This window comes from Arcobacter thermotolerans, assembly GCF_983172305.1.
Genome location: NZ_CFAFZJ010000005.1, coordinates 93,858 through 107,120 on the forward strand (window position 1 = coordinate 93,858; position 13,263 = coordinate 107,120).

General features: G+C 25.5%; 13 protein-coding genes. 3 read left to right on the forward strand and 10 right to left on the reverse strand.

The annotated features are described in order from the left end of the window. Positions 1 to 9: 9 nt before the first annotated feature. Positions 10 to 879 carry a LysR family transcriptional regulator gene (locus AC5LG6_RS05810; protein ID WP_498585935.1) on the reverse strand — a complete coding sequence of 290 codons (870 nt, stop codon included), beginning with the start codon at positions 877 to 879 and terminating at the stop codon, positions 10 to 12. Positions 880 to 978: 99 nt separating this feature from the next. Here AC5LG6_RS05810 and AC5LG6_RS05815 point away from each other — a divergent pair, with 99 nt between their 5' ends. Then, positions 979 to 2,001, forward strand: coding sequence for a YeiH family protein (locus AC5LG6_RS05815; protein ID WP_498585936.1), 1,023 nt, complete (start codon positions 979 to 981; stop codon positions 1,999 to 2,001). 28 nt (positions 2,002 to 2,029) lie between these two features. Here AC5LG6_RS05815 and AC5LG6_RS05820 read toward each other — a convergent pair whose 3' ends face one another. From AC5LG6_RS05820 to AC5LG6_RS05860, 9 genes are all read right to left on the reverse strand, one after another. Next, complete coding sequence (locus tag AC5LG6_RS05820) at positions 2,030 to 3,016, reverse strand: hypothetical protein (protein ID WP_498585937.1); 987 nt, start codon at positions 3,014 to 3,016, stop codon at positions 2,030 to 2,032. A gap of 9 nt (positions 3,017 to 3,025) precedes the next feature. Beyond that, positions 3,026 to 4,408: an MBOAT family O-acyltransferase gene (locus AC5LG6_RS05825; RefSeq protein WP_498585938.1), complete on the reverse strand. Its 1,383-nt coding sequence runs from the start codon at positions 4,406 to 4,408 to the stop codon at positions 3,026 to 3,028. Between the two features lie 177 nt (positions 4,409 to 4,585). After that, the gene (locus AC5LG6_RS05830; RefSeq protein ID WP_498585939.1) at positions 4,586 to 5,113 is read right to left on the reverse strand and encodes a DUF3833 domain-containing protein; all 528 of its coding nucleotides are present in this window, start codon (positions 5,111 to 5,113) and stop codon (positions 4,586 to 4,588) included. After that, positions 5,110 to 6,336: a class I SAM-dependent methyltransferase gene (locus AC5LG6_RS05835; RefSeq protein WP_498585940.1), complete on the reverse strand. Its 1,227-nt coding sequence runs from the start codon at positions 6,334 to 6,336 to the stop codon at positions 5,110 to 5,112. Before AC5LG6_RS05835 ends, AC5LG6_RS05830 begins: the two co-directional genes overlap by 4 nt. A 2-nt stretch (positions 6,337 to 6,338) precedes the next feature. Next, positions 6,339 to 7,103 (reverse strand): DUF1365 domain-containing protein, encoded by a 765-nt coding sequence (locus AC5LG6_RS05840; RefSeq protein ID WP_498585941.1) that lies wholly within the window; start codon positions 7,101 to 7,103, stop codon positions 6,339 to 6,341. After that, a complete protein-coding gene (locus AC5LG6_RS05845) occupies positions 7,104 to 8,342 on the reverse strand; it encodes an NAD(P)/FAD-dependent oxidoreductase (RefSeq protein ID WP_498585942.1) in 1,239 nt (412 codons plus the stop codon). Continuing rightward, entirely contained in the window at positions 8,339 to 8,827 is a 489-nt protein-coding gene (locus AC5LG6_RS05850) for a lipocalin family protein (RefSeq protein ID WP_319058778.1), read from the reverse strand. The genes AC5LG6_RS05845 and AC5LG6_RS05850 overlap by 4 nt, the downstream gene beginning before the upstream one ends. Positions 8,828 to 8,883: 56 nt before the next feature. Next, positions 8,884 to 10,131, reverse strand: a complete 1,248-nt coding sequence (locus AC5LG6_RS05855; protein WP_498585943.1) for an MFS transporter — start codon at positions 10,129 to 10,131, stop codon at positions 8,884 to 8,886. Continuing rightward, the gene (locus AC5LG6_RS05860; protein WP_498585944.1) at positions 10,128 to 10,886 is read right to left on the reverse strand and encodes an SDR family NAD(P)-dependent oxidoreductase; all 759 of its coding nucleotides are present in this window, start codon (positions 10,884 to 10,886) and stop codon (positions 10,128 to 10,130) included. Before AC5LG6_RS05860 ends, AC5LG6_RS05855 begins: the two co-directional genes overlap by 4 nt. Before the next feature lie 427 nt (positions 10,887 to 11,313). On the opposite strand from AC5LG6_RS05860, the gene ychF reads away from it, so the two are divergent. Together ychF and AC5LG6_RS05870 are read left to right on the forward strand one after the other, a co-directional pair. Beyond that, a complete protein-coding gene (gene ychF, locus AC5LG6_RS05865; protein WP_066407085.1) occupies positions 11,314 to 12,417 on the forward strand; it encodes a redox-regulated ATPase YchF in 1,104 nt (367 codons plus the stop codon). Positions 12,418 to 12,437: 20 nt separating this feature from the next. Further along, positions 12,438 to 13,262, forward strand: a complete 825-nt coding sequence (locus tag AC5LG6_RS05870; RefSeq protein ID WP_066347928.1) for an HDOD domain-containing protein — start codon at positions 12,438 to 12,440, stop codon at positions 13,260 to 13,262. Position 13,263 lies beyond the last annotated feature (1 nt).

Genomic DNA, 13,263 nt, shown 5'->3' on the forward strand with positions numbered 1-13,263 from the left:
AGAAGAGAGTTAATTCAACCTATTTTTTATAAACTCAATAAAAGTTTCAAAGAGTAGGTTTTTTGTTTTATCTTTATGATAAACTAAATAAAACTCTCTTTTAAATTCAATATTTTTTAATTTTATTTCAAATAATTTTTTTTCTTTTAGCTCTTTTTCAACAATAACTTTAGAAAGAACTGTTACTGTATTTTTATTATTTAAAACAATAGTTTTTATCTCTTCAAAATCTTGTAATTGCATAAAAATATCCAACTCTTTTGAGATTTCACCAATTTTACTCATAAAAATTTCTCTTGTCCCACTTCCTATTTCTCTTAAAATCCACCTTTTTTTTATAGCATCAATAAAAGCAATTTGAGGATGTTTTTCATCACTTGAGACAACAATCAATTCATCATCTGCTAATTTTTCTTTTATTAGACTGCTATTTTGAGTATCTACCTCAATAAGACCAATATCTAGTTCATTTTTGAGTATTTTATCTATTATACTACTTGAATTTATAGTTAAAATATCAAGTTTTACATCTTTATATTTTGACAAAAAATCATAATAAATATTTGGCATTATGTAGTTTGAAATAGTTTTACTAGCAGCAATTTTTATATTTCCAGCTAGTTTGTTTTCTTGAAAAATTGTTGATGCATCTATAAGTGCTAAATACGAAGGAAGAGTTTTTTCTTTAAAATATTTTCCTTTTTCATTTAGTATTAGTTTTTTTCCAATTCTATCAAAAAGTTGTTCATTTAGACTATTTTCAAGTGATTTTATAGCTAAGGAAATAGCTGATTGACTAATATTTAGTTCACTTGCAACTTGTGTAACTTGGGGATTTTCACATAATTTATAAAAAAAGTTTAGTTCTTTCAAAGTCATATTTTTCCTTATTAAAAATATTAATCATTATATTAAAAATAATATATTTTACAAATTAAATGATAGAAGTTATACTTTCAAAACAAAAGGAGGTTTATTATGAAAACTAATAATAAACAGATTATAAACACTTTTTATGGAGTAATTCTTGTATCTTTTTTTGCACTTATTGCAACAATTATTTCAGAATTTGATATTTTTAAAAACTTAGGAATTAGTCCACTTATAATTGGAATAGTTTTAGGTATTTTTTATGCAAATAGTTTGAAATCAAAATTTTCTAAAATATTTCAAGATGGTATTACTTTTTCTACAAAATATATTTTAAGATTAGGAATTATTTTATATGGATTTAGACTTACTTTTCAAAATCTTCAAGAAGTAGGGGTAAATGGAATTTTAGTAGCTTTTTGTATAGTTTTTTTTACTTTTATTTTTGGTTATATTATTGGAACAAAAGTTTTAAAAATGGATAAAGAGTTAGCTATTTTATGTAGTGCGGGAAGTTCTATTTGTGGAGCAGCTGCAGTTATGGCAACACAAAGTGTATTAAAAAATGAAGCTTATAAAAGTGCAGTTGCTGTATCTTTTGTAGTAATTTTTGGAACAATTGGAATGTTTTTATATCCATTTTTAGATAAGTTAGGAGTATTTCTTTTTACAAGTTCTCAAATGGGTATTTATATAGGAGCAACACTTCATGAAGTAGCTCATGTTGTTGGTGCAAGTAATGCTTTAGGTGAAATAGTATCAACAAATGCAATTATTGAAAAAATGATTAGGGTTATTTTTTTAGTTCCATTTTTGATTCTTTTATCTTTATGGTTGATTAAAACAAATTTTCATACAAAAAAAGAGAAATCAAAAATAGTAATTCCTTGGTTTGCGATATTTTTTATAATGGTAGTTGGATTTAATTCTTTAGGAATTTTAGAAAAAAGTGCAATAGAAAGTATTAATTTTTTTGATACTTTTGCTTTAACTATGGCTATGAGTGCTTTAGGGATGGAAACTAGTATTGATAAGTTTAAAAATAGTGGTATAAAACCATTTTATCTATCATTTATTCTGTTTATTTGGTTGATGATAGTTGGATATTTTTTAGTTAAACTTTTCTTTTAAAATAAGTATCTTTTTAAGATACTTATTTTTATTCTATAAAAATTCCAAAATCTTCTGGAATTTCGATATCAAAATCTTCAAAAATTTTTGCAAAATATAAATATCCAAACTCTTGTTTTATGTGTGAAGAGTCAATATAATTATCTTCATTTGAAGTTACACTATTTTCTGTCATAAAATCCCAAAATGGAAATATAGAAGCTATTTCATTTTTCCAAATATCGAATAAATCAAGAGTATTTGTCTCTTCAATAAGCTTTAATTGAGAAGAGTGAACAGCAGTTGTAAAAACTTTTAGATTAATATTGTACTCTTTACATAATTCAACTATCTTTTTATAGTACTCAAGGTTTGAATTTCCTATAACATTATAGTTTTGATAAGTTTTTCTATAGTGTTCTAGAGTTGATTCCCACATATAGGATTTATCATTATTTTTTATAACTTGTTCTTGATGATATAGTGTTATTGCTCCATTTTCGTAAAATAAATTTCTATCATTATTTGGGATAACATATTTTAGATATTTAAATAGAGGTATTTCTAGATAATGTTTTATTTGATAAAAAGTATTAAACCCTTTTTCAAAAATATCTTTATTAAAGTCACTACTGTTTTCTTTTAGATTTTCATCAAAAGTATAAAAGTTTAATCCTATTAATACATTATTTATAGAAAAATTTTCTAAAGAGTGCTTTAAAAAATAGTATTGTTCTTCTAATGTTCCAAATTGAAGACCTAAATTATATACTTTATCTTGAGTATATTTTTCAATATCTTTTGTATTTAAATAGTGAACTCTACTACCACCCAAAATTATTGTATTTGGTTGAATTTTATTTAACTCTACAAATTTTTGAGTTCTATATGCTAAAGCAAAATCTTTTCTTAAACCTATATCAAATTTATTATTTATTCCAACAGGATCTATAAGATACCTTATAAAAAAGCCTATAGAAAAGATGATAAAAGTGAATAAAATTGTTAAAAATATAAATTTTTTATGTTTTTTCATCTATTTTTCCTAAAATTGAAAATATAAAAACTCTTTGGCACTTGAAAAAGTAAATAAAGAAGCAGATAATAAAATTGCTGTATAAAGAGTATATTTAATATTTGGTTTGAAATTAAGAGCAATTTCACCACTATTTTTAAAGCCTAAAGCTAAAACAAGCGCAAGAACAATATAAAAACTTTGGAAAATTGGATCAATATAATATAGCTCATTAAATCTTAAATTTTTAAAATCAAATAGAGTTTTTGTAACATACCAAGCATCACTGAAATCTTTTGATACAAATAGTATTCTTGTGATTATAAGTCCAATGAACATTAAAAACCAAGCTAGATAAAAGTTCATTTCAAGATTTGCTTTTTTCATCATATGTGCAAAAATCACAAATAATCCATTTAATAATCCCCAAACAACAAATGTCCACCCAGCTCCATGCCAAAATCCAGAGACAAAAAATGTAATCATAATATTTAAATAGATAATCCAAACTATATTTTTGTTTCCACCTAAACTTTTATAGATATAATCTCCTAAAAATCTACTCAAAGTGATATGCCATCTTCTCCAATAATCAGCAAAATTTCTAGCTTTATACGGAGAATTAAAGTTTTTTGGTATATCTATATTAAACATTTTTGCAATACCTATTGCCATATCAGCATATCCAGATAAGTCAAAATAGTATGATAATACATAAGAAGTTGAAGCATACCAAGCTTCAATCATTGTTAGATTTTGTGCATTATCAAAGGCATATTGAGCATAAGTTGTAAGAGGGTCTCCTAATAGACTCTTTTTTGCTAATCCTATCGCAAAAATAAATAGTCCCAAAGAGATATTTTCCCATCTTATGTAACTTCTCCATTTAAGAGCAAATTGAGGCATCATCTCTTTGTGATGAACTATTGGACCCATAAGAAGTTGTGGAAAGAAAGTTATAAAAAGTGAATAGTTTAAAAAACTAAACTCTTTTACTTCTCCTCTATAATTATCAACCAAAAAAGCAATTTGTTGAAATGTAAAATAACTAATTGCTAAAGGTAATGCCAAATGAAGTAAAGGAATCTCTTTGTTTAAAGCCCAATTGAAATTTTCAATAAAGAAATCTGCATATTTAAAATATCCCAAAAGTAGGATATTACAAATAATTCCAAGTGTAAGCATATTTTTGGATGCTTTCTTGCCCAAAGATTTTCCAACATAAAAGTTAAAAATCATACTTCCTAAAATTAAAGGAAGATAAATAGGATTCCACCAAGAGTAGAAAAATAAACTATAAACCACTAAAAATATTTTGCTAACATATATAAGTTTTAAGGAGTTTAAGTAAAAATATATTATTAAAGTTAATGGTAAAAATATCAATAAAAATTCATAAGAATTAAAAAGCACAGCAACCCTTTTTTAAATGGGAAAATTAGAAATTTTATAAAAGAAGATTGAATGATTCCATAAAATTGATTAAAATAGCTTTATATAAATGTAAAGCTATTTAGTCAAGACTTAAAAAATCATCTTTATTAAATCTATTGTCTTTGAGAAAAGTGCCTTTTTTAGGGATTATTCACTTCACTCTTTAATTATTGTAATTACCAACTCTCCAACCACAAATCCAAATTTTTTCATTTTTGAGTGGTTAATGATAACTTTTTCATCTTGTAGATGAAGCCAATCTTGCACACTTAAATCAATAGTTGAGTTTTTATATGGAGTTCTCATAACATAATCAATCATAACTGTATTTCCATTTGCAATCATTGGGCTTTCTCCAACTATATCATCTGCAGTTGCTATAAATTTTTTATTTTCAATTGGTTTTAGAGTCCAAACTCTTTTCATCTCTTCACCATCATCATAAACAAAAAACTCATCTAAAGTTCCAACACCATTTTTATCCCAAGAACCAATCATCTCTCCTTTGAAACTTCTAATAATCTTTCCACTTCTATCTTTTACGATTCCATAAGCTCTTAATTTTCCATTAAAATACTCTTGAGGAACAAACTCTGGTTTTGTATTGTTAAAATCTTCTATTTTCATACTTGCACATCCTGTTAATAAAATTGTTGTTATAAAAATTAATAGTAAATTTTTCATGCGATTAATCCTTTATTTAAATATATATTTTGATCTCTTGTAAAAACTAGTTGATGAAGATTTATATTTCTTGTTAAAAATCCAGCTTCACAATAGTTTAGATACATTTTCCACATTCTTATAAAATAGTCATCAAATCCTAATTTTTTAACTTCATCTAAATGATTTTCAAAATTTTCATGCCAAATATTCAAAGTTTTTGCATAATCTTGTGTAAACTCCTCAAGATGATTTAAATTTAGTCTTGTATGCTTTGAAGTTGTCTCTAAAATTTTTAAAATACTTGGTAAATGTCCACCTGGAAAAATATACTTTTGTATAAAATCACTACCTTTTGAATAGGCTTTATATCTTTGATCTGGAATTGTAATTACTTGTAAAACCAAAACACCGCTTGGTTTTAATAGCTCTTGACACTTTTTAAAGAATATATGAAAATACTCACGTCCTACAGCTTCAAACATCTCAACAGCAATAATTGCATCAAACTCTCCTTTTAAATCTCTATAATCTTTTAATAAAATATCAATTTTATCTTCAACTCCTTCTTTTTTAAATCTCTCTTCACAAAGTTTTTTTTGCTCAACACTTAATGTTACAGTTGTAACATCACATTTTTTATCTTTTGCTAAATGAATAGCCATAGCTCCCCATCCAGAGCCAATTTCAAGAACTTTTGAACCATCTTTTAGATTTAGTTTTGATGATAATTTTTCAAGTTTGTTTTTTTGAGCTTCATATAAATCTTGCTCTTTATTTTGGAAAATTGCACTTGAATACATCATTGTTTTATCAAGCATAAGTTTGTAAAAATCGTTTGATAAATCATAGTGAGCAGAGATATTTTTTCTTGCATTTGTTTTTGAGTTTCGTCTTAAACTATGTTTAAATCTATTAAAAAATGGCATTAGATTTATTAGTTTATTTTTTTCATTTTCGCTTGTAGTTCCAAGATATTTTGCATTTAAAAGCGCTAGTTCTATTAGTTTTGTAAGATTTGAAGTCTCAAAATCTCTATCTATGAAACTTTCAGCAAACCCAATATCTCCATAAAGAACTGTTTTTATAAAAAATCTATTATTGTATATCTCTAAAGTTATTTTATCTTCAAGTTTTTTTTCACCATAAAGTTTTGTTGTTTTATCTTTAAATATAACTTCTAGCGTTCCTATTTTAATCTTGGAAAAGAAGTTATCTGCAAATTTATTCCACAATTTTTTCATATTTAATACCTTTTTATTTTGTCATTATCTCTTGGAGAGTAGATTTTTAAACCCTTTAAATAAAGCCTAAAAGCATGATAAAATGTTCTACTTACCACTAAAAAAGTGCTAAACATATATCTTATAAAAACTTTTAAAATATTTTTGAAACTATAAGGCTTTGCTTTTGAGTTAAAAATTGCTGTTAATTTATGTTGTTGATTTTCATACAAATCTATTTTTATAAATAGCTTTTGTTCATCATACTTTAGCTCAAACTCATAAACTCCTTCATGCTTAAAAAATGGAGATACATACATATCTTTTTTTACAGCTCCAAAGTATGATTTTGCATTTTTTTCATGTTTTTCAAGTTTTACACAATAGACAACTCTTCCACCATTGTAGTTATGAACTTCAGCTAAAATATGTGTTGGAACACTATTTTCATCAAATAAAACTAAAACACTAATAGGATTAAAAACAAAGTTTAAAACCCTTGGAAGTGTTAAAAATCTCATCTTTGAACTAGCTTTTAAATCAAATTTTTCTAAAAGCTCTTCTATGTTTTTTATAAAATCTCTACTTTTTCCAAAGTGATCAACACTTTTTAAACTCATCAAATTAAAACTATTTATAGAAAAAATAGTGTTTTTTAAACTCTCTAAATCAAAAACATCAATATCAAGAAGGTAAAAATTATATTTAAACTCATGTTTTTTTGGAAGATATCTTTTATGATAAATTGTCCCTTCAAAGATATTATGATTTGATCTATTATTTATCATTTAAAACTCACACATAAGTTTTGAAGCAACTTTTGTAGCACTTAAAAGTCCATCTTCATGAAATCCATATCTCCAGTAAGCACCAGCATAATAAGTATTATTAACTCCACAAATCTCATCTTTTCTATCTTGCATCAAAATTGCTTTTGAATCAAATTGAGGATGGTCATATGATATATTTTCAATAACATTTTTTATATTTTTTGTCTCATTTAAAGATACAAAATAATCTTTTTTTGTTTTTAAATTTTGTAAAGAGTTTATCCAATAAGTTAAAGTAACAGCACTATTTTCTATATTTGAGCTTGTATAGTTCCATGCTGCATACATTTTTCTATTTTGATGTAAGATATTATTATCACTATGTAAAACAGCGCTATTTGCTTTATATTTAAAAGCACTTAAAATCTCAAGCTCTTTAGCTGATGGATCTTCTAAAATCTCTAAAGCTTCAGGTGCATGCATAGCTAAAATAACTTTATCATAAAAAGTTTTTCCACCATCTTTATGTATTAAATATACACCATTTTCAACTCTTTTTATCTTTATAACATCTGAGTTTAAAAATATCTTTCCTGATATTTTATCTTTTATTTTTTCAACATAATTTATACTTCCATTTGAAACAGTAAGCCATTGATGATGTGTAGTTACTCCCAAAAGTCCATGATTTTTAAAAAACTTTAAAAATGTTCTTGCTGGAAAATTATTCATCTCACTGCTTGGTGTTGACCAAATAGCAGCTCCCATTGGAAGAAGATATCTATTTTTAAAAGCTTTTGAATAATTTTTTATATACTCACCTAAAGTCTTATCTAAATCTTTTGATTCAACCATTAAATCTCTGTTTGCTTTTTTATTAAAAGTTAAAATATCATTTATCATTTGATAGTGAGAAAAAGAGAATAGATTTCTTTTTTGAGCAAACATTCCTCTTAAAGATGAACCATTATAAGCTATGTTTTTAGTTGTATCCCAAAATGCAAAACTCATATCAGATTTCTCTATTTTTACATCAAGCTCTTTAAATAGTTTTGTCAAAAGAGGATATGTTGCATAATTAAATACCAAAAACCCAGTATCAACTCCAAATAATTTATCATCTTCTTGAACAAGAGTTGTTCTTGCGTGTCCACCTAATCTATTATCTTTTTCATAAATATCTACATCATGTTTTTTACTTAAAATATAAGCACTTCCAAGTCCGCTTATTCCAGCTCCTAAAACAGCTATTTTCATCTATATCTTCCTTTTGGGTCAAGTTTTGTAAAAGTCAATTTTGAGATATCCATCTTATTTTCTAAATCTTTTAAGATATTATCTAGTTCATCTTTATTAATACTAGGAGCTCTACTCATAATCCAAAGATTTGAGTAATCATCATTTGCTACAACAGCTGTTTTATAATCATTTATATAATCAATCTTATATGAACTTCTAAAAATAAAAAAATATCTCATATAAAGTTGATTATCTTCTAATTTTGCAAAACCGTTATACTCTATTAATTTTCCATTTAATTCATTTTCAAAACATCTATTAAAAACATTATAAGTTCCATCATCTTGTACTTTGTACTCAACACTTGATGCAACACAAGATGTTTGAAATTTATTTTCAACTCTTGCTATTTCATACCAAAGACCTGAAAATTTAACTTTATCAATAGAATCTTTTGAAAATGAAAAAGATATAAACAAGAAAATGAATAATAAAATTTTCAATTAAACTCCTAATTTAATTTTAATAATTTATTATAAATTTCTATAGTTTTGTACACTCATTTTGTCATTTCATATCTATTTAAAAAAAATATTGCAAAAATCTTAAAAACTATTGGAAGAGTTGAGTATAAAAATATTATTACAAAAATTGAGTATTCGTTTATGTTTTGTTTGTCAAAACCTGCAAACTCTAAAGTTATAAATGATATTGCAAGAGCAAAAGCAAGAGATAGTTTTGTAATCATTGCCCAAAAACCAAATAAAACAGAAGTTAAATCCTCTTTTTGTTTTATAAAATTTGCAACATCTGCTTGAATTGAAGAAGGAATAGCCATATCAGCACCAAGACAAGCTCCTGTAAACATACAAATTATAGAAAAAAAGAAAAAATCACCCTCATTTAAAAAAGGGACAAAAATAAATGTGCTAATAGCAACACAAATAGATAAAATCCAAGTTGATTTTTTTGATATTATTTTTGAAATTTTTATCCATATAGGAAAAGCAACAATTGCACTTAAAAAATATATTATCAAAAATAGTCCTGTATGCTCTTCTAAAATCAAAATATATTTAACAAAAAACAGAAAAAGAGTTGCTGGAAGTGCATTTGCTAAGCTATTAAATAAAAAAGCAAAAAATAGTTTTTTTTGATTAGGATAGTTTTTAAATAGTGTTTTTAAAGATCTAAAAAAAGTGTTATGAGCTATATTTTCACTTTTTATCTCCAAAGATTTAATCTTTTGATAAAAAAGTATTAAAGCTATTGGAAATATAATCAAAACAAATAGTAATAAAAGCTCTAAACTCTTTTTTGAGTCATTTGAAACTAAAAATATATATGGAATTAAAAGTGATAATAAAACACCAAAAATTATAAAAATCTCTCTTGAAAAAGCAAGTTTTGTATTATCAAACTCATTTTTACCTAAAATGGCATTTAAACTTAAATATGGAATTAATACAAAACTATATGAAATATAAGTGATAATTGAGAAAATAAATAGATAAAAATAGCTATTTGAGATCGGTTTTATTAAAAAATATAAAGAGATAAGTAAAAAAATAGATGATATTAAAATAATTTTAAATTTTGAACTGTAAATATCACAAAATCTTCCAATAAATGGGTCTGCTATCATATCTATTAATCTTGCAAATAATAAAATAACTCCAACAAATCCAATATTTAAGCCAATATGTTCAACATAAAAAGGAGGTAAATATATATACAAAGGAAATCCTAAAAAGGCAATAGGAACTCCTAAAATACCATAAAAAAATATCGTACTATTTTTGATCATTTTAGAAATTTACTTGTGATTTTTAGACTTATCTTATATGGTAAAATTGATAAAAACTTTAAAAAGCTTGATAAAAATAGTGGAAATGTTATATCAAATCTATAAGATTTATTAAGCTCTTCAAATATCTTTTTAGCAGCAAAATCTGGCTGCATAAGTTGAGGCATTTTAAAATCATTTTTAGAAGTTAGCCTGCTTTTTACAAATCCATGATTTATAACTTGAAGATTAATATTTTTTCTTTTTAATTCAGGTTGAATTGATTGTGCAAGATTTAATAAAGCTGCTTTTGAAGCGCTATAAGCTCCACCATAAGGCAATCCAAAATAACTAGCCAAACTACAATTTAGAACTATTTTTGAAGAATTTGATTGATTCTCAAGATGGCTAATTATTGGTTTTAAAACTCTAATTGCTCCTAGATAATTTGTATTTATCATGGATTCAAAATTTGCTATATCCCACTTTTCATAACTCATAGATTCATAAACAGCGGCATTATAAAAACAGATATCAAGCCCATTAAAATTATTAAAAGCTTCATGAGCAACCCCTTTAGAAGCTTGTTCATCTAAAACATCTATATTCAAAAGCTTCAAATTGGTTTTGTTTTCACTTTGTAAGTTCAAAAAATCTTTTGAATTTTCAATATCTCTTGAACTTGCAACCACTTTAAAACCATTTTTTAAATATATTTTAACAAGCTCAAAACCAATTGCACCATTAGCACCAACAATCCAAACTTTTTGTTTCATAAAAACCCTTATAAATTTTAAGTAGTTTATTACAGAATAAAGTTTTTTTGTATTGTAAATATGTTAATTGGTAAATTTAATTTTGAAAAATATTGAGAAAAAAGCTTTAAATGGTGAAGTAAACTTTGATTTATCAGATTTAAAATCAATATTTAAAGAGATTCAAAACTCTTTATGACAAAGAAATAGACTTTTATCTATTTCTTTGTTGTTTTCGTTTATAATATTCTTTATAGAAGATAGCCTTATCGTTTGTTGGAATTGTTTTGATAGAGTCTTTTAAAATTGTCATTTTATTTCTTATTTAGTATTTGATATTTTTATAAATAATGATAATTTATTGTGCTTTAAAAAAATTTGAATCCAATTTAAACAACGATTTGATGGTTATTGTATAATATTTATAAATAAAGATAAAAGGATAATTATGGGATTAGGAGTAGGAATAGTAGGACTTCCAAATGTGGGGAAAAGTACAACTTTTAATGCTTTAACAAAAGCACAAAATGCTCAAGCGGAAAACTATCCATTTTGTACAATCGAGCCAAATAAAGCAATAGTTCCAGTTCCTGATAAAAGACTTGATGAGCTAGCAAAGATAGTAAATCCAGATAAAATTCAACACTCAACTATTGATTTTGTTGATATTGCAGGACTTGTAAGAGGTGCTAGTAAAGGTGAGGGGCTAGGAAATCAATTTTTATCAAATATAAGAGAAGTAGAAGTTATTTTGCATATGGTTAGATGTTTTGAAGATGGAAATATTGTTCATGTAGAGGGTGATGTAAACCCTTTAAGAGATATAGAGATAATTGAAACAGAGCTTATTTATGCAGATATTTCACAATTAGAGAAAAAAATTGAAAGACTTAAAAAACAGTCAAAAGGTAGTAAAGAAGCAGCTGCTCAACTTGTTATTGCTGAAGAGTTATATTCTCATATTGGAGAGCTTCAACCTGTTAAAACATTTGAAAATAGGGATAATGAAGTATTTATATCTTTAGATAAAGAGCTTAGATTTTTATCAAATAAAGATGTAATATATGGTGCTAATGTTGATGAAGATACATTAAGTGTTGGAACAAATGATTATGTTGAGATGGTAAAAGAGCATGCATCAAATGTTGGTGCGGATGTTATTGTTTTATGTGCAAAAATCGAAGAGGAGCTTGTTGGACTTGAAGATGATGAAGCAAGAGCATTTTTGGATGATTTAGGAGTTGCTGAATCAGGTTTAGAGCAAATTATTCAAAAAGCTTTTGATAAATTAGGTCTTCAAAGCTATTTTACAGCTGGAAAAATAGAGGTTCGTGCTTGGACAATTAGAAAAAATACAAAAGCTCCACAAGCAGCTGCTGTTATTCACAATGACTTTGAAAAAGGTTTTATAAAAGCAGAAGTTATATCTTATGAAGATTTTGTTAAATTTGGTGGAGAAGCTAAATGCAAAGATGCTGGAAAACTAAGACTTGAAGGTAAGGATTATGTTGTTCAAGATGGTGATGTTATGCATTTTAGATTTAATGTTTAGATAAAATTCAAGGGGATATTTTGCAAATTGATGATTTATTAAGAAGAGTTGAATCCCTTCCACCTCTTCCTAGAACTATTATTTTAATAGAAGAGTATAGAAGAAAAAGTGAAAAAGAGATAAGTGAACTTCATGATATTATAAGTAAAGACGCTTTGATTGTAACAAATCTTTTAAAAATAGCAAATTCAGCTATGTTTGGTTTTCGAAGTAAAGTTGAAACTCCACTTAGAGCGATATCTTTACTTGGAATAAACTTTACAATATCGGTTGCTATTTCAGCTAGTAGTCAAAAACTATTAGTTACAACTTTGGCTCCATATGGACTTACAAATGATAATTTTATGAATTCATCAAACATTGCATCTGTTTTGGCTAGTTTATGGTTGGGTAAAATAGATGAAACTATAAAAGATGAGATTATTTTACCTGCACTTTTGATTGATATTGGTAAATATATTATTGCTGATATGATTCTAAATGAGCAAAAAGAAAAAGAGTTTAAAGCACAAATAGAAGAAGGAATTTTATCTATTGAAGAGGTAGAAAAAGAGTTTTTAGGATTTTCTAGTTCATATGTAACAGCACAAATTTTTAAACACTGGAAACTTAGTCCAAATTTGATAAATAGTATAGAATTTGTAGATGATATAAATAGTGTTTCAAAAGAGTTTGAAAGAAAAGCAAAAATTTTAAGTGTAATAAAAACTGTTGCAAATATAAAAGAACCTTTAAGCGAAAAATCAATTAAAGAAGGAATTATAAAAGCAAAAGAGTATGGATTTGATACAAAAATATTAGCTCAAACCATAGAAAATCTTAAAACAAAAATAGATTTATATTAAC